This is a genomic window from Micromonospora sp. NPDC006431, from assembly GCF_042870725.1.
Classification (GTDB): Bacteria; Actinomycetota; Actinomycetes; order Mycobacteriales; family Micromonosporaceae; genus Micromonospora.
Genome location: NZ_JBIAHQ010000004.1, coordinates 267,776 through 289,878, shown reverse-complemented (window position 1 = coordinate 289,878; position 22,103 = coordinate 267,776). Strand labels below are relative to the sequence as shown.

Genomic DNA, 22,103 nt, shown 5'->3' with positions numbered 1-22,103 from the left:
CACGCCGTACGCCAATGAAACGCCCTCAGGCCCGGATTCCCGCCACGACAGTCACGAATCGGTCGTAGTCGTAATTAACTTGGTATCCGCGCCTCGGCCCCGGGGAGATCCATTTCGAGTCCGCCCTCACTCCTCGACGCGGGCCACCGCCCGGGCCGCGTCCGGGCCGGACTCCAGCAGCACCCGGAACCCCTCCTCGTCGAGGATCGGCAGCTTGAGGCTGGCCGCCTTGTCGGCCTTGGACCCCGGGTTCTCCCCCACCACGACGAAGCCGGTCTTCTTGGAGACCGAGCCGGTGACCTTGCCGCCCCGGCTCTGGATCGCCTCGGACGCCTGATCGCGGCTGAACCCGGCCAGGGTGCCGGTCACCACCACGGTCACCCCTTCGAGGGGGCGCGGCCCCTCCTCGCCGGCCTCCTCGGCCATCCGCACGCCGGCCTCGGCCCACTTGCGCACCACCTCGCGGTGCCAGTCGACGGCGAACCACTCCTTGATGCTCGCGGCAATGGTCGGGCCGACCCCGTCCACCGAGGACAGCTCCTCCTCGCTGGCCGCTTCGATCGCCGGGACGGACCGGAAGTGCCGCGCGAGGGCCTGCGCCGCGGTCGGGCCGACGTGCCGGATGGAGAGCGCGACCAGCACCCGCCACAGGTCCCGCTCCTTGGTCACGGCCAGGCTCTCCAGCAGCTTGCTGGCGTTGCTGCCCAGGGTGCCGTCCTTGTTGACGAAGAACGGAGAGCGGGCCAGCTGCTCGGCGTCCAGCTGGAACAGGTCGCCCTCGTTGGTGATGATCTGCGCGTCGAGCAGCGCGGCGGCGCTCTTCTCGCCGAGCACCTCGATGTCGAGCACCTTGCGGTCGGCCAGGTAGACGACCCGTCCGCGAATCTGGCCCGGGCAGGTACGCGCGTTGGGGCAGCGGATGTCGACGTCACCCTCCTTGGCTGGCGCGAGCGGGGTGTCGCAGGCCGGGCACGTGGTGGGCATGACGAACGGGCGGGCGTCGGCGGGGCGCAGGTCGACCACCGGGCCGAGCACCTCGGGGATGACGTCGCCGGCCTTGCGCAGCACCACGGTGTCGCCGATCAGCACGCCCTTGCGCTCGACCTCGCGGGCGTTGTGCAGGGTGGCGTACGCGACGGTGGAGCCGGCCACCTTGACCGGCTGGAGGACGGCCCGGGGCGTCACCCGGCCGGTCCGCCCGACCTCGACGTCGATGTCGAGCAGCTTGGTGTTGACCTCCTCCGGCGGATACTTGAAGGCGATCGCCCAGCGTGGCGCGCGGCTGGTCGAGCCGAGCCGCCCCTGGATGGAGACCGGGTCGACCTTCACCACCACGCCGTCGATCTCGTGCTCGACGTCGTGCCGGTGCTCGGCGTAATAGGCGATGTACTCGGCCACTCCGGCGAGGTCGGGCACCACCCGCCAGCGGTCGCTGGTGGGCAGCCCCCATGCCTTGAGCGCCGCGTACGACTCGGACTGCGCCGTCGGCTGGAAGCCGTCCCGGGCGCCGATGCCGTGCACCACCAGGCGCAGCGGGCGGGAGGCGGTGATCCGGGGGTCCTTCTGGCGCAGGCTGCCCGCGGCGGCGTTGCGCGGGTTGGCGAACGGGGCCTTGCCCTGCTCGACCAGGCCGGCGTTGAGGTCGGCGAACGCGGCGACCGGGAAGTAGATCTCGCCGCGCACCTCCAGGAGGTCGGGCACGTCCGGGAAGTCGTCGGACGGGGTCAGCCGGGCCGGCACGTCCCGGATGCTGCGCACGTTGGCGGTGACGTCCTCGCCGGTGCGACCGTCGCCCCGGGTGGCGGCCCGGACCAGTCGGCCCTTCTCGTAGGTCAGGTTGATGGCCAGGCCGTCGACCTTGAGCTCACAGAGGTAGGGCGCCGGGCCGCCGGCGTCCCGCTCGACCCGCTCGGCCCAGGCGGCCAACTCCTCGTCGGCGAAGGCGTTGTCCAGCGAGAGCATCCGCTGGGCGTGGGTGACCGGGGTGAAGTCGGTGGAGAAGGTCCCGCCGACCCGCTGGGTCGGCGAGTCGGGGGTGCGCAGCGCCGGGTACTCCTCCTCCAGCGCCTCAAGCTCGCGCAGCAGCTTGTCGAAGTCCGCGTCCGGGATGGTCGGCGCGTCGAGCACGTAGTAGCGGTATTGGTGCTCGGTGAGCTCCTGGCTCAGCGTGGCGTGCCGCTCCCGGGCCCCCGGGGTCGGCTCGGCGCCCGCCGCCGCCTCCTGGGCGGGGCTGACCGTCTGGGGAACCGCGTCCTCGGACACGCTGCCGCTCTCGGACACCCTCGTCGACCTCCCGTGATCGTGTGACCTCCGCACCGTAGCGGGCAGGGCTGACAACCGTCCTCCCACCCGCCCTGACCAGGCACGCGACACCAGCATGCGCCGAGCCCTCGGCCCCGACCACCCGCCGGTGCACCTGCCAGGGGCGGCTTGGTCAGTCGCGGGGGGTGGCGAGGGTGGTGAGCTGGTCGGCGTACTCGATGCGGGTGGACCAGTCGGCGGGCCACGCGGACATGCCATGGGCGGCGCCGAGGAAGGCGCCGGCGAGCGCGGCGATGGAGTCGGAGTCGCCGGCGGTGGTGGCCGCCCGGGCCAGCGCGCCGACCGGGTCGTCGGCGTGCCGCAGCGCGCAGAGCAGCGCCGTCGCCAGGGCCTCCTCGGCGATCCAACCCTCCCCGGTGAGCCGGCACGGGTCGCCGCCGTCGTCCGGGCGGGCCAGCGCCGTGTCGAGCCGGCCGAGTACCCGCAGGCACTCGTCCCACCCCCGGGCGATGAACTCCTCTGGCGTCGCCTCGCCGGGGCGCTGCCACAGGTCGCCGAGCCAGTCGGCGCGGTAGACCGTCCGCTGCTCCCGGGCCCGGGCGGCGAGCAGGTCGGGCAGGTCGGCGAGCGCGGCGCCGTCGCGCAGCAGCCGGACCGCGTACGCGGTCAGCTCGCTGGCCGCCAGGCCGGTCGGGTGCCCGTGGGTCAGGCCGGCTTGAAGCTGGGCCAGCCCGGCGAGCGTGTCGAGGTCGACGTCGAGCAGCCCGACCGGGGTGACCCGCATGTTCGCCCCGCAGCCCTTCGAGCCGGCGACCGTCGCCTGCTGCCAGCGGACGCCCCGGTCCAGCTCGGCGCAGGCCCGCAGGCAGGTCATCCCCGGCGCGCGGTTGTTGTCCGGGCTGACCGCCCAGGCGAGGAACCGCTGCCGCAGCAGCGGCTCGACCACCTCCGGCGTGTACGCGGGCGCGTCGTGCAGCGCCCAGGCCACCGCGAGCGCCATCTGGGTGTCGTCGGTGACCAGCGCCGGGTCGCCGGTCAGCTCCCGCGGGCCGGCCGGGCCGTAGCGGCGGACGATCTCGGCGACGGTCAGGAACTCGGTGGGCCGGCCCAGGGCGTCGCCGTAGGCGAGACCGAACAGCGAACCGGAGGCGCGGCGCGGCGAAGAGTCGATCACGGTGGCGATCATGCACCGCCGCCGCAAGCCGCGCCGCGCGCGGTCAGTCCCAGCAGAGGCAGAACGGATGCCCGGCCGGGTCGGCGTAGACCCGGAAGCCCTCACCCTCGCCGGGCAGCCGCCGCGCGCCCAGGGCCAGCGCCGCCTTCTCCGCGGTCTCGATGTCGTCCACCGTCACGTCGAGGTGGAACTGCTGCGGCCGGTCCGGGTCGGGCCAGTCCGGCGCGCGCAGGCCGGGCGCCTGCTGGAAGGCGATCCGCGGCTGGTGCCCCGGCGGACCGCCGAGCACCACCCATTCGTCGCCGTCGGAGTTGTCCTCGATCAGCAGGAGGCCGAGCAGCTCCGCGTAGAAGCCGGCCAGCGCGCGCGGATCGGGGCAGTCGATCACCACGGAACGCAGCTGTCCAATCATGCCGGTCATCCTGCCCGGTAGGTGCGACAGGAAACCTCAGTCCTCGGCCAGCCGTCGGCCGGCGTCCCGGCACGCCGCGAGGACCGCCCGGGCGTACGCCGGGGTGGCCCCGGCCAGGCCGCAGGCGGGGGTGACCACCACCTGCTCGGCGAGCCGGCGGCGGGGGAAGCCGAGTTGGTCCCAGACCCGGCGTACCCGGTCGGCGACCTGGGCCGAGGTGGGGGCGCGACCGCCGGGCGGCGGCAGCGCGGGCGCGGCGCCGGCCAGCAGCCCGAGCCCGGCGTCGATCGCCTCGCCGAGCGGGTCCAGGTCGGTGACCAGTCCGAGGTCGAGGGCGACGCCGGCGGCCCCGGCGGTCCGGATCAGCTCCAGCGGCACGTCGGGCGCGCAGCAGTGCACCAGGGTCGGCACCCCGGTCGCCTCGATCAGGTCGCGCAGCAGCGCCCTGGCGACCTCCGGTTCCACTGCACGGTAGGTGCCGAAGCCGCTCTCGGTGGGCACCCGGCCGGCCAGTACCGCCGGCAGGGACGGCTCGTCGAGCTGGAGCAGCACCGACGCCCGGGGCAGCCGGCGGGCCACCGCCTCGACGTGCCCGCGCAGCCCCTCGGCGAGCGAGCCGGCGAGGTCCCGCACCGCGCCCGGGTCGCGGATCATCCGGCCGCCGATCGGCAGTTCCACCGACGCGGCCAGGGTGAACGGGCCGGCCGCCTGGAGCTTGACCGGGCCGGCGTACTCCTCGGCCTGCTCGGCGAGCTGGTCGAGGTCGCGCTCCATCAGGTCGCGGGCGCGACGCAGGTCCTTGCCGGGGCGCGGCGCGACCCGCCAGCGGGCCGCGAACAGCTCGACCGGCAGCTCGACGAGCAGCCCGGCGGTCCGGCCGATCAGGTCGGCACCGGGACCCCGGGCGGGCAGCTCCGGCAGGTGCGGCAGGGCGGGCAGCTCGCCGAGCACGATGCGTTGCGCCTCGGCGATGTCGGTGCCGGGCAGCGAACCGATGCCGGTCGCCGCCCCGGCGGGCCAGGGCCATGGCTGATCATTCACCGCCGCAGACTATCCGCTGCCCGGCCCGCTTCCGGCGGGGACGCCGGGCTGCGGCCGCCCAATGCCCATCGCGGAACGCCGAAACGCGCACCGACCGCGAGAGCTTGAGCGGGAGCAGCGGAGGATCAGCCGGTGATGGTGGCGGAGCCGAGCACCACGTCCCCGGCCGGGTCCGGCCGGTATGCCACCACGGCCTGCCCGGCGGCGACCCCGCGTACCGGGCGCCGCAGCTCGGCGTGCAGCCCGTCGGCGTCCAGCGACACGGTCGCCGGCACCACGTCGCCGTGGGCCCGCAACTGCACCTCGCACTCGACCGGGCCGGCGGGCCGCTCGCCACCGGTCCACACCGGGCGGGTGGCCCGCACCTGGGAGACCTCCAGCGCCTCGGCCGGGCCGACCGTCACGGTGTTGGTCTTCGGGGTGATGGAGAGCACGTAGCGGGGGCGGCCGTCCGGGGCGGGCCGGTCCAGGTGCAGGCCGCGCCGCTGCCCGACGGTGTACTGGTAGGCGCCGGTGTGGCTGCCCACCACCGCGCCGGTGAGCGCGTCGACCACCTCGCCGGGGGCCTCGCCGAGCCGCTCGGCCAGGAAGCCCCGGGTGTCGCCGTCGGCGATGAAGCAGATGTCGTGCGAGTCCGGCTTGTCGGCCACCGCGAGGCCGCGCCGGGCGGCCTCCGCGCGTACCTCGGCCTTGGTGGAGTCGCCGAGCGGGAAGATCGACCGGTCGAGCTGCGCGCGGGTCAGCACCGCGAGGACGTACGACTGGTCCTTGGCCAGGTCGACGCTGCGCCGCAGTAGACCGTCCGGGCCGAGCCGGGCGTGGTGGCCGGTCACCACCGCGTCGAAGCCGAGCGCCACCGCCCGGTCCAGCACCGCGGCGAACTTGATCTTCTCGTTGCAGCGCAGGCACGGGTTCGGGGTACGGCCGGCCGCGTACTCGGCGACGAAGTCGTCCACCACGTCCTCGTGGAAGCGGTCGGCCAGGTCCCAGACGTAGAACGGGATGCCGAGCACGTCGGCGGCGCGACGGGCGTCCCGGGAGTCCTCGAGGGTGCAGCAGCCCCGGGCGCCGGTGCGGTAGGTCTGCGGGTTGCGGGCCAGCGCCAGGTGCACCCCGGTCACGTCGTGCCCGGCCTCCACCGCGCGCGCCGCCGCCACGGCGGAGTCCACCCCGCCCGACATCGCCGCCAGAACCCTCACCGGCTCACTCCCCTCGTCCTCACCGAGGGTATCCGGGTCAGCGGGGGGTGCGGAGAGCGGCCGCGCGGCGGGCCCGCTCCACGGCGGCCGGCAGCGCGGCGATCAGCGCGTCGACCTCCGCGCGGGTGCTGGTGTGGCCGAGGGTGAACCGCAGCGACGAACGGGCCCGGTCGTCGTCGGCGCCCATGGCCAGCAGCACGTGCGAGGGCTGGGCTACCCCGGCCGAGCAGGCCGAGCCGGTCGAGCAGGCGATGCCCTGGGCGTCGAGGAGGAGCAGCAGCGCGTCCCCCTCGCAGCCGGGGAAGGAGAAGTGCGCGTTGCCGGGGAGCCGCTCGACCGGGTCGCCGTTGAAGATCACCTCGGGGACCGCCTGCCGGACCCGTTCCACCAGCTCGTCGCGGAGGGCGGCGACCCGGGCCGCGTACTCCTGCTGGCCCTTCACGGCGGCCTCGACGGCGACGGCGAAGGCCACGATGCCGGCGGTGTCGAGGGTGCCGGAGCGGATGTCGCGCTCCTGGCCGCCGCCGTGCAGCACCGGGGTGGCGGCGACGTCCCGGGCCAGCAGCAGGGCGCCGACCCCGGTCGGACCGCCGAGCTTGTGCCCGGTGACGGTGAGGGCGGACACTCCGCTCGCGGCGAAGTCGACCGGCACCTGCCCGACGGCCTGGATCGCGTCGGTGTGGAACGGCACCCCGTGCTCGGCGGCGACCGCGGCCAGCTCGGCGACCGGCTGCACGGTGCCCACCTCGTTGTTGGCCCACATGGTGGTGACCAGGGCCACCCGCTCGCCGTGCGCGGCCAGCTCGGCGCGGAGCCGCTCCGGGTCGAGCCGGCCGGCGGCGTCGACCGGCAGCCAGCTGACCTCGGCGCCCTCGTGCCCGGCGAGCCAGTCCACCGCGTCCAGCACGGCGTGGTGCTCGACGGCGCTGGAGATCACCCGGGTCCGCTCGGCGTGGGCGGTGCGGCGGGCCCAGAAGATGCCCTTCACCGCGAGGTTGTCGCTCTCGGTGCCACCCCCGGTGAAGATCACCTCGGAGGGGCGGGCACCGAGGACGGCGGCCACCCGCTCGCGGGACTCCTCCACCCGCCGCCGGGCGCGCCGGCCCGTCGCGTGCAGCGACGACGCGTTGCCCACCTCGCGGGCCGTGGCGAGGTACGCCTCGAGTGCCTCGTCGAGCATCGGGGTCGTCGCCGCGTGATCCAGGTATGCCATCCCGCTCAGCCTAACGGCCCAGCGCCGTGCCGCCGGATGCCGGATCGCCCGTCGATCCCGGGCCACGCCGGATGTTCCCAGTCGGTACGCTGAACGGGCCCACGTCGCCGACAACTCGCCGAGGGCATCCCTGACGGGCTGATCGGCGGGCCGGCTCAGCTCCCCGGCCCGCCGATCAGCTCCTTTCGGTCACTTCCGCTTGCGGATCTCCTCTGCGGCCTGCGGGACGACCTTGAACAGGTCGCCGACCACGCCGAAGTCGGCCAGCTCGAAGATCGGTGCCTCGGCGTCCTTGTTCACCGCGACGATGGTCTTCGAGGTCTGCATGCCGGCCCGGTGCTGGATCGCGCCGGAGATGCCCAGCGCGATGTAGAGCTGCGGGGAGACGGTCTTGCCGGTCTGGCCCACCTGGAACTGGTGCGGGTAGAAGCCGGAGTCGACCGCCGCGCGGGACGCGCCGACGGCGCCGCCGAGCAGGTCGGCCAGCTCCTCGACCAGCTTGAAGTTGTCCGCGTTGCCGACACCGCGACCGCCGGAGACGACGACCGAGGCCTCGGTGAGCTCCGGGCGGGAGCCCTTCTGCTCGGCGACCCGCTCCACGACCTTGGCGAGCTTGTCGGCCTCGGTGACCGACACGGCGAGCTGCTCCACCGCCGGGCTGGCCGGGGCCGGGGCCGGGGTGAGCGAGTTCGGCCGGACGGTGACCAGCGGCAGCCCCTTGGTGACCTTGGACTTGACGATGGTGGAGCCGGCGAACGCGACCTGGGTCGCGGTGCCGTCGGCGGCGAGGGCGACCACGTCGGTCAGGATGCCGTTGTCCAGCTTGACCGCCAGGCGGGCGGCGATCTCCTTGCCCTCCTGCGACGAGGCGAGCAGCACGGCGGCCGGCTGCACCCGCTTGACCAGCTCGGCCACCACGGTGGCCTTCGGGGCCACCAGGTAGCCGTCGATCTCCGCACCCTCGGCGGCGTAGATCTTCTCCGCGCCGTACTCGCCCAGCTTGGCGCTCAGCGCCTCGGCGGCACCGGCGCCACCGAGCACGACCGCGCTCGGGGTGCCCAGCTCGCGGGCGAGGGTGAGCATCTCCAGGGTGACCTTCTTGACGCCGAACTCCCGGGTGGCGTCGACGACGACGAGAACCTCAGACATGTCCAGACCTCTCACACGAACTTCTCGGTGGCGAGGAACTCGACCAGCTTCACGCCGCCCTCGCCCTCGTCGGTGATCTTCTCGCCGCCGGAGCGCGGCGGGCGCTTGGTGTGCTCGAGCACGGCGCTGGTCGCGCCGTCGAAGCCCACCTCGGCGGGGGCGACGCCGAGGTCAGCCAGGGAGAGCGTCTGCACCGGCTTCTTCTTGGCGGCCATGATGCCCTTGAAGGAGGGGTAGCGCGGCTCGTTGATGGTGTCCCAGACGGAGACGACGGCCGGGGTGGCGGCGGTGACCACCTCGTAGCCCTCCTCGGTCTGCCGCTCGACGGTCAGGGTGGAGCCGTCGACGGTGAGCTTGCGCGCGCCGGTCAGGGCGGCGACCCCCAGCCGCTCGGCGATCATGTGCGGGAGGACCTGGACCCGGCCGTCGGTCGACTCGGCGCCGCAGATCACCAGGTCCGCGCCGAGCTGACCGAGGGCGGCGGCGAGCACCTTGGAGGTGGCCACGGCGCAGGATCCGTGCAGGGCGTCGTCCACCACGTGCACGGCCTTGTCCGGGCCCATGGAGAGCGCCTTGCGGATCGACTCGGTCGCCCGGTCCGGACCCATGGTCAGGATGGTGACCTCGCCGCCGTGCGCCTCCTTGATCTTCAACGCCTCTTCGATGGCGTACTCGTCCATCTCGTTGATGACGTTGTTCGCCGAACCGCGGTCGACGGTGTTGTCGTCAGAACGCAGGTTGCGGTCCGCGCCCGAATCGGGCACCTGCTTGACGAGTACGACGATGTTCATCGCGCTTCGACGACCCTCCTGTTTGGTGTAGCGATCACTCGCCCGGTCACGGGCGCAGCCTCCCGCGTGACTTAACGATCGGTCAACTGCGGGCTGCTGTGCGGTTGCCCACGGGCCCTATGTTACCCACAAGTAGCATCGCCCCTCCGGGTACTCAGAGTGACACAGGTCACCGAGCGCCAGAGTGCCGGGTAGGCTCACAAACCGGGAGGTGAGGCATATGTCCGAAAATGGCGTTTCACCGGGTCGGCGCGACCCGGCGGGAGGCGTGCGGACCTCCCGCCGGCCCTGCCGCCGGATGCTCCCGGAGACCTACCGGTGCGCCTGCGGCCGCGTCCGCGACCGCTGTGTCCGGGCCAGCGTCCGCGCGCTCTGGTCCGCCGAGCCGGTCAGGCGGGCCCGGCCAGCGCATCCCTGATCTTGTCGATCATCGCCGCCTCACTGGTCGACTTCCCCCGGTGGGCCTGCGCCACCCGCTCCGCCGCGGCCAGCACCACCGACCGGTACGTCTCGACGTCCGCCGGTGACTTCGCCCGCAGGATCTCCACCGCGTGGCGCAACGCGGGCAGCACCGTCGCCTCGACCTCCAGCGCGGAGTCCCGGGGCAGTTGCGGCAGCCGGCCCGCGGTGAGCGCCTCCTTCACCACCCCGCTGGCGCCGCCGAGCGCCCCGGACGCCGCGAAGCTCTCCCGCACCAGGGACAGCATTCCCGGCTCGGCGTTGGAGACCAGGAAGACCGCGCCGAAGGCTCCGGTCCTGAGGGTCAGCCGCTCGTCCTCCGTCAACGGTTCCATGATCACGGAGTGTAGACGTACGGAGTGGTCGTGGTGACCGCTACGAGCCCCAGCCGCTCCAGGATCGGGCGGCTGTCCGGCGAGCAGTCGACCTGCACCAGCGTCTTGCCGCGCTGCTCGGCCAGCCGCGCCCGGTACGCCACCAGCGCCCGGTAGATGCCCTTGCCCCGCCACTCGGCCAGGGTCGAGCCGCCCCAGAGCGTGGCGAAGCTGGTGTCGCGCAGATAGCGCACCCAGCCGGCGCTGACCACCAGGCCGCCCGCCTCGGCCACCACCACCGTGATCGACTGCGGGTCGGCCTCGATCTCCTTCGCCAACCCGGTGACCAGGTGGCTCCGGTCGTCGTTCCAGACCGCCTCCTCCATCGCGGCGATCCGCTCCAGGTCCTCCCGGGCGGTCACCTCACGCAGGCGTACCCCCTCGGGCAGGACCGGGACGGCGGCGGCCAGGGCCGCGACCGGACCGACCACGACGGTCTCCAGATCCTCCGGCACGAAGCCGGCAGCGCTCAGCCGGTCGCCCAGGTCGGCCGGCTCGTCGTGGCCGTTCAGCTTCCACTCGACCGCCTCGCCCCGGCCGCGGAAGAACTCGACCTGCCGGGCGATCAGCGCGTCCAGCTCCGCGCCGGCCAGCCCGTCGAGGGTCCGGTACGTGATGAACCCGCGACGGTCCAGGCCGACGATGCGGACCAGCGGGCCGTCCCGCTCGACGGTCACGCCGGAAGGCAGCGGGTTCGGGATCTCCGGGCGGATCTGTGCGTCATAGGCATCGCGCAGGCTGCGCGCGTCAAGATCAGTCATCCCCCCAGGCTAGGCACCGGGTAAAGCGGATAATCGACGACATGTGGGAGGCGATCAGGCGCTGGTTCGACCCGCGCGAGCTGCGATCGGTCGGCACCACGCCGGACTACCGTTTCTCGCTGGCCAACGAGCGGACCTTCCTGGCCTGGCTGCGTACCGGCTTGGCGCTGATCGCCGGCGGGCTGGCCGCCGCGCAGTTCCTGCCCCCGCTCCCCCTGGCCCACCTGCGCGAGGCGATCGCCATCGCACTGCTGCTGCTCGGCGGCACGGTCGCGGTCCGCGCGGTCGACCACTGGGCGCGTACCGAGCGGGCGATCCGGCTGGGCGAGGAACTGCCCGCGTCCCGCTTCCCGGCGATCCTCGCCGTCGCCGTCGCCGTCGGCGCGCTGCTGCTGGTGGTCGCGGTCCTCGCCCGGGCGATCCGATGACCGGCGACCCCGGACTCCAGCCGGAACGGACCCGGCTGGCCTGGCGGCGTACCCTGCTGACCCTCACCGGGGTCACCGTGCTGCTGGTCCGGCTGGCGCTCACCGGCGGCGCCACGGGCGCTGCGCTGGCCGGGCTCGCCGTGCTGGCGTGGCTGGGCGCGCTCGCGGTGAGCTGGCGGCGGGCCACCGGCACCGGGGCATGGCGGCCGCCGCGCTGGTCGTTCCCGCTGACCGCGCTGACCGCCGCCGGTCTCGCGCTGCTCGGCGTCGTGCTGGTGGTGGCCGGGCTGCGCTGAACGGCGTCAGTGGTCCATGATGTCCGGCATGTATCGCCTGTACGGGCTCCTCTTCCTGGCCCAGATCGTGCTCGCCGTCTGCGCACTGATCAGCTGTCTCTCCGCCGAGGAGGGTGAGATCCGGGCGCTGCCCCGCATCGCCTGGGTGCTCATCATCCTGTTCTTCCCGCTGATCGGTTCGGTCGCCTGGTTCGCCGCCGGGCGGGAGCCCACCGGTCGCCGGCCCCGCACCCCCTGGCCGATAGGGAACGGCTTCTCCGAACAGGACCGCCGCCGGCCGGTGGCGCCGGACGACGACCCGGCGTTCCTGTCCTCCCTGGCCGAGCGGTCCCGCCGCGACGACCAGGAACTCCTCCGGCGCTGGGAGGACGACCTGCGCCGGCGGGAGGATGAGCTGCGCCGCCGGGAGGGCGACCGGGACCGGCCGGAGGTCTGAGCCCCGCTGGTAGTCCGCTCACCCCGACGACCCGACCGTCGTCGCCGGTCACTCCGGCGACGGCGGTCGCCGGGCGTGGGTCAGGCCAGGTTGGACGAGCGGGGGTACGCGTCGGACGGGTCGGTCAGCACGTTGACCAGGTACGGCACGCCGGCGTCGAAGGCGCGGGTCAGGGCCGGGCCGAGGTCGGCGGCCTTCTCCACCGTCTCGCCCGCGCCACCGAGCGCCTCGACCACCTTGTCGTAGCGCAGCCCGGGCTGAAGGTCGGCGGCCACGTCGTAGCCGTACATGGCCCGCATCGGGTGCTTCTCCAGCCCCCAGATGCCGTTGTTGCCGACCACGATGACCACCGGGAGCTGCTGCCGGACCAGGGACTCCACGTCCATCAGCGAGAAGCCGGCGGCGCCGTCGCCCATCAGCACGCAGATCTGCCGGTCGGGGTGGCTGACCCGGGCTCCCATGGCGTAGCCCATGCCGGTGCCGAGGCAGCCGTACGGGCCGGGGTCGAGCCAGGTGCCCGGCTGCGCGGGCTCCAGGTACTTCCCGGCGTACGACACGAAGTCGCCGCCGTCGCCGATGGTGATCGCGTCGGCGGCGAGCACCCGGCGCAGCTCGCCGTAGACCCGGGCCGGGCGGATCGGGTCCGTCTCGGCGGCCATCTCCTCGGCGTCGCGGGCCTTCGCGGCGTCCTCCGCGGTGCGCAGCAGGGCGATCCAGTCGGCGTGGTCGGCCCGGTCGCCGGAGTGCTCGGCGAGCGCGGTGAGGATGAGCCGCAGGTCGCCGGCGGGGCTGACGGCCGGCTGGACGTGCCCGGCGCGCTGGCTGGGCGCGTCCACGATGTGGACGACCGGGGCGTCGCCGAAGTCGCCGAAGCTCAGCCGGAAGTCCAGCGCGGTGCCGACGACCACGACCACGTCGGCGCCCTTGAGGGCGACCCGGCGGGCCTTGGCGAAGGCCAGCGGGTGCTCCGGCGGCAGCGCGCCCCGGCCCATGCCGTTGGTGAAGACCGGCGCCTGGAGGGACTCGGCGGCGGCGCGCAGGGCTTCGGTCGCGTCGCCCGCGTACACGTCGGAACCGGCGATGATCACCGGGCGGGCGGCACCGGCGATCAGGCCGGCGGCCCTGGCGACCTCGTCCGGGTCCGCCTCCAGCGGAGCGACCGGGGTGACGGCCGGCAGGTCGGCGTCGCCGACCGAGAAGACCGCTTCGAGGGGGAAGTCGAGAAACACCGGACCGCGGTGCGGGGTGAGCGCCGCGGTGAGGGCGGCGGTGACCGCGCGCGGGATGTCGTCGGCGCTGAACACCGTCTCGGCGTGCTTGGTCACCGGGGCGACCAGGGGCAGGTGATCCATCTCCTGCAGGCTGCCGGAGCCCCAGCGGAACTGCGGGGCCCGCCCGCCCAGCACCAGCACCGGGGAGGCGTTGAAGAAGGCGCTGGTCAGCCCGGAGACACCGTTGGTCACGCCGGGGCCCGCGGTGAGCACGGCCAGGCCGGGGCGGCGCTGGAGCTTCGCCACCGCCTCGGCGGCGAAGACGGCGGACTGCTCGTGCCGGACGTCGTAGATCGGGAAGCCGGTCCGGTGCGCGGCGTCGTAGAGCGGGAAGACGTGCCCGCCGGAGAGGGTGAACATCTCCCGTACGCCGTGCGCGCGCAGCGCCGCCAGCGCCAGCTCGCCGCCGTGCCCCTCGACCCGTTCCGTCATCGCCACTCCTCTTCGTCCCAGGACCGGAGTCACACGTTACTGGCCGGTAGGCAGAATGTGAACCGTCCTCGGGCCGGCGACGGAGGTGCGCCGCCGACCCGGGGGCAGACGGCTCAGCGGCCGGTGAAGCCCGGCTTGCGCTTCTCGACGAACGCGGCCATACCCTCGCGCCGGTCGTCGGTGGCGAAGAGCGCCGCGAAGAGCTGGCTCTCCCAGGCCAGGCCCGAGTTGAGGTCCATGTCCAGGCCACCGTCGACGGCCAGCTTGGCGGCCCGCAGGGCCTGCACCGGGCCGGTCAGGAACGGCTTCACGTAGGCGACGGCGGCGGCGTAGACCTCGGCGGCCGGGACCACCCGGTCGGCCAGGCCGATCCGCAGCGCCTCCTGCGCGTCGACCATCCGGCCCGTCATGATCAGGTCCTTGGCCCGCGCCGGGCCGACCAGCCGGGCCAGCCGCTGGGTGCCGCCGGCGCCCGGGATGATGCCGAGCTTGATCTCCGGCTGGCCGAGCTTCGCGTCCTCGGCCACCACCCGCCAGTCACAGGCCAGGGCCAGCTCGCAACCGCCGCCGAGGGCGTACCCGGTGATCGCGGCGACCACCGGCTTCGGGATCCGGGCGATGGCGCCCAGCGCACTGGAGAGGTCGGTGGCGCGGACAGCCATGTCCACGTAGGACATGTCGGCCATCTCCTTGATGTCCGCGCCGGCGGCGAAGACCTTCTCCCCGCCGTACACGATGACGGCGCGGACCTCGGCGTCCGCGGTGGCCTCGGTCGCGGCGGCGCGCAACTCCTCCTGCACCTGGGTGTTGAGCGCGTTCATCGGCGGCCGCTCCAGCCGGATGGTGCCGATGCCGTCCTTCACTTCCAGCCTGACGAACTCGCCCACGCTGCCCTCACTTCCTCGTCGAAGTCGCGTGCCAACCTTACGGCCCGGGTCGTTGGGCCAAGTAGTCTGGTAGCTGCCCTGCCACCGGGAGTAAGGCCATGATCACGTATTACGACGACAGGTCCGTGCAGGTCACCTCGACCGCCGTGCGCGTCGACGGCCGGACGTTCCCGCTCGCCGAGATCAGCGTGGTGTGGCACCGCCGAGGCAGCCGCTCCTGGCGGGTGCTGGCCGGCCGGGGCGCCATCGGGGCGGCCCTCGCCGGGCCGGTGGCGGCCGCCGTGCTCGGGGTCGCGCTGGCCATCTGGCTGCGGCCCGCGCCGGTGGTGACGATCGCCATCGTGGGCGCCTCCGTGCTCGTCGGCCTCGGGGTCGGGCCGCTCGCCGACGTCCTCTTCGAACACCTCGACCGCTCCTACGACCGAGGCAGCCGGGAGCTGGAGATGTGGGCGCGCTGGCGGGGCCAGCCGGTGCGGCTGCTGCGCAGCGGCGACGCACGTCGCTTCGGCCAGATCTACCGTGCGGTGCAGCGCGCCATGGAGAGCGGGCAGGTGCCCCGCCGTCAGAAGGCGATCGGCTCGTCCGGCAGCAGCCCCAGGCCGCGCAGCAGGCCATAGGTGTCCTGCTCGCCCCAGAACTGGACGATCCGCCCGCCGGCCAGCCGGTACATCTTGCAGGCGCTCTGCACGGTCGTCGCCCCCGTGGCGTCCCGCCGGTACGTCTGCGCCATCGAGACGACGACCCGGTCCTCCGCCGCGAAGAGCTCCAGGATCTCCTGGCTGATGACGGTCAACCCGGGCGAGGAGACGGCGGCCTCGGGGTAGTGCCGGCCGCGCACCGCCGTGCCCGAGCCGTAGATCTCCACGTCCTCGGCGACCACCTCGGCCAGCTCGGCCAGGTCCTTGGTGACGAACGTCCGCAGGTAGCGCCGGACCACCTCGACGTTGCGCTCCTGCTCGCTGAGGCCCGCCGGGGCACCGGCGCCGTTCCGGTCCGTCATGCGCCCGGACGCTACCCGGCCGATCGGGCCTCCGTTGTCCCCGCGGCCGGTCGGGGTTAGGAGCCGGAAACCCGAGCCCGGACCGCAGGCACTCCTGTTCGCCCCCTTTTGGAGCTGATGTCGCAGACGATTCGGGCCCGCAGCCGCGCTCGGACGTGACATCGCAAGCGATTCAGCTCCAAAGGGGATGCGCAGCCATCGGGCCGCCGGCGCCCCCCGTGCAGCGCGCCGTCGAGCAGCAGGGCGAGCGCCGCTGACCGCTCCACCCGGCGATGCTGGTCGGGGCAACGCACACTGGTGGGCATGGCGATTTCCCTCCCCCGCCCCGGCGCCGTCGTCGGGCTCACCCGTTCCGCCCTGGACCAGGCGCTCGGCTCGGCCGCCGCGTTCGCCGCCGTGCCGGCCCGTGCCTTCGCGGTGCTCGACGACGTGGAGGTGCTGCTACGCCGGATCAACGGGGTGGTCGACCGGATCGAGAACACGCTCGACCGCACCGACCGGGTGCTCACCGAGGCGAAGGCCGCGGTCCGGGAGGTCGGCGTGATCAGCGCCGCCGCCACCGGGGCCATTGAGACGGCCACCGAGGTCGCCACGGCCGCCGCCGCCGTGGTCGGCGAGGCCGAGCGGGTCTCCGCCGCCGCCGGCGTGCTGGTCGGCGAGGCCGACCGGGTGGCCCGGGCGGCGGGCGCGGTGGTGGCCGAGGCCGAGGCGGCGACCGGCACCGCCGCTGAGCTGCTGGCGGCGTACGAGCCGGCGCTGCGGCGGGCCGCGCCGATGGCGGCCCGGTTCGTTGAGCAACTCAGCCCGGAGGAGGTGACCGCCGCGATCCGGCTGGTCGACGAGCTGCCGAAGCTGAAGGAGCACCTGACCTCGGACGTGCTGCCGATCCTGGCCACCCTGGACCGGGTCGGCCCCGACCTGCACGACCTGCTCGCCGTCACCCGCGACCTCAAGCTCGCCGTCGCCGGCATCCCGGGCCTCGGCATGCTCCGCCGCCGCGGCGAACGCCTTGTCGACGACCCGACCGACCGGGACGCCGCAGCCAACTGACCGGGCCGACCGGGGGCTGCGGTAAGTCGCCCGGGCTCAGCAGTCGCAGGTCACGGCGGTGCGGGGCGCGGTCAGCTCGTCCACCCGGCGGCGGACGGTCCCCTCCGGGGTTACCACCGGCAGCCCCTCCCGTGCCCAGTACTCGAAGCCGCCGATCATCTCCTTCACCCGCCAGCCGAGCCGGGCGAACTCCAGCGCCGCCCGGGTGGCCCCGTTGCAGCCCGGCCCCCAGCAGTACGTCACCACCGTCGACCCGGCCGGCACCACCTCGGCGGCGCGGGCGGCGATCTCGGCCGTGGGCAGGTGCACCGCATCCGGCAGGTGCCCCTGCCGCCAGGCCGCGGCTCCGCGCGAGTCGACCACCACCAGGCCGGGCGTGCCTGCCGTCAGGGCGGCGTGCACGTCGCTGACGTCGGTCTCGAAGCTGAGTCGGGCGAGGAAGTGGGCGGCAGCGGTCGCCGGGGCGGCCGGCGGTACGGAAAACGTCATGCCCCGATCCTGCGGCTCCGGCCGGCAGCGGCGGGAGTGGCGTGATCGTCCTCCTTCGCTAAGATCCCGCCATGGCTCCCGTGGACGGTAGCGTGGCGGTGCTCGCGTACCCGGGGATGTCGGTCTTCGAGACCGGCATCGTGACCGAGGTGTTCGGGCTGCCCCGCCCCGAGCTGGAGGTCGACTGGTACCGGCTCACCGTCTGCGCGGAACGCCCCGGGCCGGTGCCGGTCGTCGGCGGGGCCGCCCTGCACACGCCGCACGGCCTGGCGGCCCTCGCCGAGGCCGGCACGGTGATCCTGCCCGGGGTGCCGGACGTCACCGCCGACCCTTCGCCGGAGCTGGTGGCCGCGTTGCGTCGGGCGCACCGGCGAGGCGCCCGGCTGATGTCGATCTGCTCCGGCGCGTTCGCCCTCGCCGGGGCGGGTCTGCTCGACGGCCGGCGGGCCACCACCCACTGGCGGTACGCGGACCTGCTGGCCCGCCGTCACCCGGCGGTCACCGTCGACCCGGACGTGCTCTACCTGGACGATGACGACATCCTCACCAGCGCGGGCAGCGCCGCCGGGCTGGACCTCTGCGTGCACGTGGTCCGCCGCGACTTCGGTGCGGCGGTCGCCAACGCGGTGGCCCGTCGGCTGGTGATCCCGCCGCACCGGGAGGGTGGGCAGGCCCAGTTCATCGAGGCACCGGTGAGCGTCGACCCGGACGACGACCGGATCGCCGCCAGCATGGCCTGGGCGGTCCGTCACCTGGCCGAGCCGCTGACCGTGGCGGCGCTGGCCCGGCAGGCGCACATGTCGACCCGCAGCTACCTACGGCACTTCGCCCGGGCCGCCGGCGCCAGCCCGATCCGCTGGCTGATCGACCAGCGGGTGCGGGCCAGCCTCGCGCTGCTGGAGACGACCGGTGCACCGGTGGCGGAGATCGCCGCGGCGGTGGGCTTTGACAGTCCGGTCACCTACCGGCATCACTTCGGGCGGGCGATGCGCACGTCGCCGTCGGCGTACCGGCGGGCGTTCCGGGCCGGCGCGGCGTAGCCGGTCAGGCCGGCGGGGTGTACAGCTCGTCGATCTCCGCCCAGTGGGGCATCGCCACCGACGCGCCGAGCCGGCGTGCGCAGGCCGCCCCGGCCGCCGCCGCCCAGTGCACCGCGTCGACGAGGTCCCGGCCCTCGCCCCAGCCCACGGCGAGCGCGGCGGTGAAGGCGTCCCCGGCGGCGGTCTCGTCGACCACGTCGACCTTCACGGCCGGGACGTGCACGGACGTGCCGTCCCGGTCGCCGTACCAGGCGCCGTCGGCGCCGAGGGTCAGCACCGCCCGGGGCACCAGGTCGAGCAGTGCGTCCGGCTCGTCCCGGCGCCGCCCGGTGAGGGCGTGCGCTTCGGTCTCGTTGACCACCAGCAGGTCCACCGCGGCGAGCAGCTCCGCCGGCACCGGTCGGGCCGGCGCCGCGTTGAGCACCACCCGGGTGCCCGCCGCCCGGGCCGCGACCGCCGCCTCGGTCACCGTCTCGACCGGCACCTCCAGCTGCGCGACCAGCACGTCCGCTGCGCGTACGGCGTCCAGCTCGCCCTGGGTGAGGCCGGTGAACGCGCCGTTGGCGCCGGGCGTGACCAGGATGGCGTTCTCCCCCGCACCACCCACCATGACCAGGGCGACGCCCGAGGCCCCGTACACCACCCGGAGCTGGCTGGTGTCCACGCCGGCCGCGGTGATCCGGGCCTTGAGGGTGACCCCGAAGGCGTCCGAGCCGATGGCGCCGAGAAAGACGCAGGAGGCGCCGGCCCGCACGGCGGCGATGGCCTGGTTGGCGCCCTTGCCGCCGGGCAGCATCACGAAGTCGCTGCCGAGCACGGTCTCGCCGGGGCGAGGCAGCGCGGCGGCGGTGCCGGCCAGATCCATATTGGCGCTGCCCACCACGGCGACCCGGGTCTGCGGCACGGTGGCCCCTCCTCCGGTCACGCGGCCCGGGCGGTCCACCGGTCGCCGGTGCGCTGCACGACCAGCGGCAGGCCGAAGGTCTTCGACAGGTTGTCAGCGGTGAGCGTGTCGGCGAGCAGACCCTGGGCCACCACGCCGCCCTCGCGCAGCAGCAGGGCGTGGGTGAAGCCGGGCGGGATCTCCTCGACGTGGTGGGTCACCAGCACCAGCGCCGGTGCGTCCGGGTCGTACGCCAGCTCGGCGAGCCGGGCGACCAGGTCCTCGCGCCCACCCAGGTCGAGCCCGGCGGCCGGCTCGTCGAGGAGCAGCAGCTCCGGGTCGGTCATCAGGGCGCGGGCAATCTGCACCCGCTTGCGCTCCCCCTCCGACAGCGTGCCGTACGCCCGCTCGCCGAGGTGGCCGACGCCGAGCTGGCGCAGCAGCGACTGGGCGCGCAGCTCGTCGGTGCGGTCGTAGTTCTCCCGCCAGCGGCCCACCACCGACCAGGCCGCGGTGACCACGACGTCGGCGACCCGCTCGTCGCCGGGAATCCGCTCGGCCAGCGTGGCGGTGGAGAGCCCGATGCGGGTCCGCAGCTCGTTGACGTCGGTGCGGCCGATCCGCTCGCCGAGGACGTGCGCGGTGCCGGTGGTCGGGTGCAGCCGGCCGGCGGCCAGGTTGAGCAGGGTGGTCTTGCCGGCGCCGTTCGCGCCGAGCACCACCCAGCGTTCGTCCAGCTCGACCCGCCAGTCGAGGTCGTGCAGCAGCGCGGTGCCGGAGCGTTTGACGCCGACCCCGTCGAGGCTGACCACCACATCCAGGTCATGAGTCACCGGTCCATCCAACCACGCAGCCCGTGCGCTGCCCCCCACGGGCGGGGTCGCCGCCATAGGGTGGGGCACCGTGTCCTTGGTCACCACACCCGGAGGATGGTTCATGCCCGACACCAGCCAGGAGCCGAGGGGATGAGCGCGGTCATCGAGATCGCCGGTCTCCGCAAGACGTTCCACACCCTGCGCCAGGGGCGCCGGGTCGCCGTCGACGGTTTCGACCTGCTGGTCGAGTCGGGGCAGATCCACGGTTTCCTCGGGCCGAACGGTTCGGGCAAGACCACCACGCTGCGCGCCCTGCTCGGGCTGGTGCGGGCCGACACCGGCCGGATGAGCGTGCTCGGGGCCAGTTCCCCGGAGCGGCTGCCGGAGGTGGCCGGGCGGGTCGGCGCGATCGTCGAGAGTCCACAGTTCTTCGGCAACTTCACCGCCCGCCGTACGCTGCGGCTGCTCGCGGTGGCCGGGGGCGTGCCCACCGGCCGGGTGGACGAGGTGCTGGAGCAGGTCGGCCTGCGGGATCGGAGCGAGGAGCGGGTCAAGGGCTACTCGCTGGGCATGAAACAGCGGCTGGCCGTCGCGTCGGCGCTGCTCAAGAGCCCGGAGCTGCTGATCCTCGACGAGCCGGCCAACGGGCTGGACCCGGCCGGTATCCGGGAGATGCGGGACCTGATGCGCTCCCTCGCGGCGTCCGGGGTGACCGTGCTGCTGTCCAGCCACATCCTGGCCGAGATCCAGCTGATCTGCGACCACGTGACGATCATCAGCCGGGGCCGGCGGGTGGCGTACGGGCGGGTGGATGAGGTGCTGGACGGCTTCGACCAGCACGAGTGGCAGGTCCGGGTGGCCGAGCCGGAGCGGGCCGTGGAGCTGCTGACCCAGGCCGGCATGTCGGTCACCGCCCATCCCGAGCACCTGGTGGTCGCCGGGGTCGACGACCCGGAGCTGATCAGCCGCACGCTGGGCGAGCAGGGTCTCTGGGTGCGCGAGCTGGTCCCACTGCGACCGGATCTGGAGAGCGTCTTCCTGGAGTTGACCGGGACCACCCCGCACCCCACGGTGCCCCGGCAGGTGGACGGGTCGATACGCCCACCGGCCGGTTCGGACGACGTGGTGATCGACCTCGACGCGCGCGAGAGCCAGGAGGTGGACGCGTGAACCTGGTCCGTGCCGAGTTGGAGCGGCTGACCGCCCGCCGCTTCGTGCAGCTGATGGTGGTGCTGCTGCTGGTCGCCTTCGCGGTGACCGCGGGGACCACGCTGGCCGGCTCACACCAGCCCTCGGCCGAGGAGTTGAGCCGGGCCCGGGCGCAGGCCGCGGAGCAGATCGCGCAGCTGGAGGCGGCGCACGATCGCTGTCTGGCCATCAAGGCCGGGACCGTGGAGCCGCAGGAGCACGACTACGTGCCGAAGGACTGCGCCGAGGTGGACCCGGGGCGGATGGAGCGGTTGCCGACCACCTCGGACTACCTCAGCGGAGTGTTCGTCTTCGCCACCGAGGCCAAGCCGCTGCTCTACTTCCTGATCGCGTTCCTGGTGCTGTTCGGCTTCCTGGTCGGGGCCTCCTACATCGGCGCCGATCTGAACTCGGGCGGCGTGGTCAACCTGCTGCTGTGGCGACCCCGCCGGTGGGCGGTGCTCGGCGCCAAGCTCGGCACGCTGCTCGCCGGGCTGCTGGTGTTCTCCGCGGTGGCGTCGGCGGCGTATCTGACGGTGTTCTGGCTGATCGGCCAGACGGTCGGATACCCCGGCCCGATGGACGGGTCGTTCTGGGCGTCGCTGGGCGTCCAGCACGGGCGGGGGATGGCGCTGGTGCTGATCGCCGCGGCGGTCGGCTTCGCCATCGCGACGCTGGGCCGGCACACCGCCGCGGCGCTCGGCACAGTGGCCGCGTACCTGGTGGTGTGGGAGCTGGGGGCGCGGCTGGTGTTGCAGATCCTCGACGTGGCCCGTCCGGACCAGTGGATGCTCTCCAGCTACCTGGGCGCCTGGCTCAACGGTGAGGTCGAGTTCTGGGACCGCAGCGCCTGCCAGGGCGACATCTCCGGCTTCTGCGAGGGCCTGTACACCCTGACCTGGCGGCCCGGGCTGGCGGTGCTGCTCGGGTTGGCCGTGGTGCTGGTCGGGGCCGCGTTCGCCGCGTTCCGCCGCCGCGACCTGATCTGAGCCGGGCCGGTGCGGCCCCCGGCGACGGGGGCCGCACCGGCAACTCCTTGCAGACGATCGCCAG

The 22,103-nt window shown here is 73.9% G+C and carries 24 protein-coding genes; 8 read left to right on the top strand and 16 right to left on the bottom strand.

Features of this window, described 5'->3' with window-relative positions; translation table 11 throughout:
* Positions 1 to 126: 126 nt before the first annotated feature.
* From ligA to ACFYM6_RS10420, 10 genes are all read right to left on the bottom strand, one after another.
* Positions 127 to 2,262: an NAD-dependent DNA ligase LigA gene (gene ligA, locus ACFYM6_RS10465; protein ID WP_387274558.1), complete on the bottom strand. Its 2,136-nt coding sequence runs from the start codon at positions 2,260 to 2,262 to the stop codon at positions 127 to 129.
* 172 nt (positions 2,263 to 2,434) lie between these two features.
* Positions 2,435 to 3,448, bottom strand: a complete 1,014-nt coding sequence (locus tag ACFYM6_RS10460) for an ADP-ribosylglycohydrolase family protein (protein WP_387274213.1) — start codon at positions 3,446 to 3,448, stop codon at positions 2,435 to 2,437.
* 31 nt (positions 3,449 to 3,479) lie between these two features.
* On the bottom strand, positions 3,480 to 3,848 hold the full coding sequence (locus ACFYM6_RS10455; RefSeq protein ID WP_387274211.1) for a VOC family protein: 369 nt from the start codon (positions 3,846 to 3,848) through the stop codon (positions 3,480 to 3,482).
* Positions 3,849 to 3,884: 36 nt separating this feature from the next.
* Positions 3,885 to 4,889, bottom strand: a complete 1,005-nt coding sequence (locus ACFYM6_RS10450; protein WP_387274209.1) for a methionine synthase — start codon at positions 4,887 to 4,889, stop codon at positions 3,885 to 3,887.
* Between the two features lie 125 nt (positions 4,890 to 5,014).
* Positions 5,015 to 6,088: a tRNA 2-thiouridine(34) synthase MnmA gene (gene mnmA, locus ACFYM6_RS10445; RefSeq protein ID WP_357433889.1), complete on the bottom strand. Its 1,074-nt coding sequence runs from the start codon at positions 6,086 to 6,088 to the stop codon at positions 5,015 to 5,017.
* A 37-nt stretch (positions 6,089 to 6,125) separates the two neighbouring features.
* Complete coding sequence (locus ACFYM6_RS10440) at positions 6,126 to 7,301, bottom strand: cysteine desulfurase family protein (protein ID WP_387274207.1); 1,176 nt, start codon at positions 7,299 to 7,301, stop codon at positions 6,126 to 6,128.
* Positions 7,302 to 7,490: 189 nt separating this feature from the next.
* On the bottom strand, positions 7,491 to 8,450 hold the full coding sequence (locus tag ACFYM6_RS10435; RefSeq protein ID WP_387274205.1) for an electron transfer flavoprotein subunit alpha/FixB family protein: 960 nt from the start codon (positions 8,448 to 8,450) through the stop codon (positions 7,491 to 7,493).
* 11 nt (positions 8,451 to 8,461) lie between these two features.
* The gene (locus ACFYM6_RS10430; protein ID WP_387274203.1) at positions 8,462 to 9,241 is read right to left on the bottom strand and encodes an electron transfer flavoprotein subunit beta/FixA family protein; all 780 of its coding nucleotides are present in this window, start codon (positions 9,239 to 9,241) and stop codon (positions 8,462 to 8,464) included.
* A 389-nt stretch (positions 9,242 to 9,630) separates the two neighbouring features.
* Positions 9,631 to 10,035, bottom strand: coding sequence for a hypothetical protein (locus ACFYM6_RS10425; protein ID WP_387274201.1), 405 nt, complete (start codon positions 10,033 to 10,035; stop codon positions 9,631 to 9,633).
* 2 nt (positions 10,036 to 10,037) lie between these two features.
* Complete coding sequence (locus ACFYM6_RS10420) at positions 10,038 to 10,835, bottom strand: GNAT family N-acetyltransferase (RefSeq protein WP_387274199.1); 798 nt, start codon at positions 10,833 to 10,835, stop codon at positions 10,038 to 10,040.
* A gap of 41 nt (positions 10,836 to 10,876) precedes the next feature.
* Here ACFYM6_RS10420 and ACFYM6_RS10415 point away from each other — a divergent pair, with 41 nt between their 5' ends.
* From ACFYM6_RS10415 to ACFYM6_RS10405, 3 genes are read left to right on the top strand one after another with little or no spacing between them, the layout of a single operon-like run.
* Entirely contained in the window at positions 10,877 to 11,263 is a 387-nt protein-coding gene (locus tag ACFYM6_RS10415) for a YidH family protein (RefSeq protein WP_387274197.1), read from the top strand.
* Positions 11,260 to 11,559 carry a DUF202 domain-containing protein gene (locus ACFYM6_RS10410; RefSeq protein WP_357433903.1) on the top strand — a complete coding sequence of 100 codons (300 nt, stop codon included), beginning with the start codon at positions 11,260 to 11,262 and terminating at the stop codon, positions 11,557 to 11,559. Before ACFYM6_RS10415 ends, ACFYM6_RS10410 begins: the two co-directional genes overlap by 4 nt.
* A gap of 28 nt (positions 11,560 to 11,587) precedes the next feature.
* The gene (locus ACFYM6_RS10405; RefSeq protein ID WP_387274195.1) at positions 11,588 to 11,995 is read left to right on the top strand and encodes a PLD nuclease N-terminal domain-containing protein; all 408 of its coding nucleotides are present in this window, start codon (positions 11,588 to 11,590) and stop codon (positions 11,993 to 11,995) included.
* Between the two features lie 80 nt (positions 11,996 to 12,075).
* On the opposite strand, the gene ACFYM6_RS10400 is transcribed toward ACFYM6_RS10405, so the two are convergent.
* Positions 12,076 to 13,698 carry an acetolactate synthase gene (locus ACFYM6_RS10400; protein ID WP_387274193.1) on the bottom strand — a complete coding sequence of 541 codons (1,623 nt, stop codon included), beginning with the start codon at positions 13,696 to 13,698 and terminating at the stop codon, positions 12,076 to 12,078.
* 113 nt (positions 13,699 to 13,811) lie between these two features.
* The gene (locus tag ACFYM6_RS10395) at positions 13,812 to 14,585 is read right to left on the bottom strand and encodes an enoyl-CoA hydratase-related protein (RefSeq protein WP_387274191.1); all 774 of its coding nucleotides are present in this window, start codon (positions 14,583 to 14,585) and stop codon (positions 13,812 to 13,814) included.
* A gap of 98 nt (positions 14,586 to 14,683) precedes the next feature.
* Here ACFYM6_RS10395 and ACFYM6_RS10390 point away from each other — a divergent pair, with 98 nt between their 5' ends.
* Positions 14,684 to 15,202, top strand: a complete 519-nt coding sequence (locus ACFYM6_RS10390; RefSeq protein WP_387274189.1) for a DUF6232 family protein — start codon at positions 14,684 to 14,686, stop codon at positions 15,200 to 15,202.
* Here ACFYM6_RS10390 and ACFYM6_RS10385 read toward each other — a convergent pair.
* Entirely contained in the window at positions 15,148 to 15,585 is a 438-nt protein-coding gene (locus tag ACFYM6_RS10385) for a nuclear transport factor 2 family protein (RefSeq protein ID WP_387274187.1), read from the bottom strand. The genes ACFYM6_RS10390 and ACFYM6_RS10385 overlap by 55 nt on opposite strands.
* A 303-nt stretch (positions 15,586 to 15,888) precedes the next feature.
* On the opposite strand from ACFYM6_RS10385, the gene ACFYM6_RS10380 reads away from it, so the two are divergent.
* Positions 15,889 to 16,635, top strand: a complete 747-nt coding sequence (locus ACFYM6_RS10380) for a hypothetical protein (RefSeq protein WP_387274185.1) — start codon at positions 15,889 to 15,891, stop codon at positions 16,633 to 16,635.
* 36 nt (positions 16,636 to 16,671) lie between these two features.
* On the opposite strand, the gene ACFYM6_RS10375 is transcribed toward ACFYM6_RS10380, so the two are convergent.
* A complete protein-coding gene (locus tag ACFYM6_RS10375) occupies positions 16,672 to 17,124 on the bottom strand; it encodes a rhodanese-like domain-containing protein (RefSeq protein WP_387274184.1) in 453 nt (150 codons plus the stop codon).
* 71 nt (positions 17,125 to 17,195) lie between these two features.
* Here ACFYM6_RS10375 and ACFYM6_RS10370 point away from each other — a divergent pair, with 71 nt between their 5' ends.
* Complete coding sequence (locus ACFYM6_RS10370) at positions 17,196 to 18,164, top strand: helix-turn-helix domain-containing protein (protein ID WP_387274182.1); 969 nt, start codon at positions 17,196 to 17,198, stop codon at positions 18,162 to 18,164.
* A 4-nt stretch (positions 18,165 to 18,168) separates the two neighbouring features.
* On the opposite strand, the gene ACFYM6_RS10365 is transcribed toward ACFYM6_RS10370, so the two are convergent.
* On the bottom strand, positions 18,169 to 19,068 hold the full coding sequence (locus ACFYM6_RS10365; protein WP_387274180.1) for a ribokinase: 900 nt from the start codon (positions 19,066 to 19,068) through the stop codon (positions 18,169 to 18,171).
* Positions 19,069 to 19,085: 17 nt separating this feature from the next.
* On the bottom strand, positions 19,086 to 19,985 hold the full coding sequence (locus ACFYM6_RS10360) for an ABC transporter ATP-binding protein (RefSeq protein ID WP_387274179.1): 900 nt from the start codon (positions 19,983 to 19,985) through the stop codon (positions 19,086 to 19,088).
* A gap of 27 nt (positions 19,986 to 20,012) precedes the next feature.
* Here ACFYM6_RS10360 and ACFYM6_RS10355 point away from each other — a divergent pair, with 27 nt between their 5' ends.
* Entirely contained in the window at positions 20,013 to 21,032 is a 1,020-nt protein-coding gene (locus ACFYM6_RS10355) for an ABC transporter ATP-binding protein (protein ID WP_387274177.1), read from the top strand.
* Positions 21,029 to 22,039 (top strand): ABC transporter permease subunit, encoded by a 1,011-nt coding sequence (locus ACFYM6_RS10350; RefSeq protein ID WP_387274175.1) that lies wholly within the window; start codon positions 21,029 to 21,031, stop codon positions 22,037 to 22,039. The genes ACFYM6_RS10355 and ACFYM6_RS10350 overlap by 4 nt, the downstream gene beginning before the upstream one ends.
* Positions 22,040 to 22,103 lie beyond the last annotated feature (64 nt).

Bases quoted from the DNA above. Each gene is read 5' to 3' on its own strand.
- ACFYM6_RS10460 (WP_387274213.1), bottom strand. From the start codon at position 3,448: ATGATCGCCACCGTGATCGACTCTTCGCCGCGCCGCGCCTCCGGTTCG.
- ACFYM6_RS10455 (WP_387274211.1), bottom strand. From the start codon at position 3,848: ATGATTGGACAGCTGCGTTCCGTGGTGATCGACTGCCCCGATCCGCGC.
- ACFYM6_RS10440 (WP_387274207.1), bottom strand. From the start codon at position 7,301: ATGGCATACCTGGATCACGCGGCGACGACCCCGATGCTCGACGAGGCA.
- ACFYM6_RS10435 (WP_387274205.1), bottom strand. From the start codon at position 8,450: ATGTCTGAGGTTCTCGTCGTCGTCGACGCCACCCGGGAGTTCGGCGTC.
- ACFYM6_RS10430 (WP_387274203.1), bottom strand. From the start codon at position 9,241: ATGAACATCGTCGTACTCGTCAAGCAGGTGCCCGATTCGGGCGCGGAC.
- ACFYM6_RS10425 (WP_387274201.1), bottom strand. From the start codon at position 10,035: ATGGAACCGTTGACGGAGGACGAGCGGCTGACCCTCAGGACCGGAGCC.
- ACFYM6_RS10420 (WP_387274199.1), bottom strand. From the start codon at position 10,835: ATGACTGATCTTGACGCGCGCAGCCTGCGCGATGCCTATGACGCACAG.
- ACFYM6_RS10415 (WP_387274197.1), top strand. From the start codon at position 10,877: ATGTGGGAGGCGATCAGGCGCTGGTTCGACCCGCGCGAGCTGCGATCG.
- ACFYM6_RS10410 (WP_357433903.1), top strand. From the start codon at position 11,260: ATGACCGGCGACCCCGGACTCCAGCCGGAACGGACCCGGCTGGCCTGG.
- ACFYM6_RS10405 (WP_387274195.1), top strand. From the start codon at position 11,588: ATGTATCGCCTGTACGGGCTCCTCTTCCTGGCCCAGATCGTGCTCGCC.
- ACFYM6_RS10400 (WP_387274193.1), bottom strand. From the start codon at position 13,698: ATGACGGAACGGGTCGAGGGGCACGGCGGCGAGCTGGCGCTGGCGGCG.
- ACFYM6_RS10390 (WP_387274189.1), top strand. From the start codon at position 14,684: ATGATCACGTATTACGACGACAGGTCCGTGCAGGTCACCTCGACCGCC.
- ACFYM6_RS10385 (WP_387274187.1), bottom strand. From the start codon at position 15,585: ATGACGGACCGGAACGGCGCCGGTGCCCCGGCGGGCCTCAGCGAGCAG.
- ACFYM6_RS10380 (WP_387274185.1), top strand. From the start codon at position 15,889: ATGGCGATTTCCCTCCCCCGCCCCGGCGCCGTCGTCGGGCTCACCCGT.
- ACFYM6_RS10375 (WP_387274184.1), bottom strand. From the start codon at position 17,124: ATGACGTTTTCCGTACCGCCGGCCGCCCCGGCGACCGCTGCCGCCCAC.
- ACFYM6_RS10370 (WP_387274182.1), top strand. From the start codon at position 17,196: ATGGCTCCCGTGGACGGTAGCGTGGCGGTGCTCGCGTACCCGGGGATG.
- ACFYM6_RS10360 (WP_387274179.1), bottom strand. From the start codon at position 19,985: ATGAACCATCCTCCGGGTGTGGTGACCAAGGACACGGTGCCCCACCCT.
- ACFYM6_RS10355 (WP_387274177.1), top strand. From the start codon at position 20,013: ATGAGCGCGGTCATCGAGATCGCCGGTCTCCGCAAGACGTTCCACACC.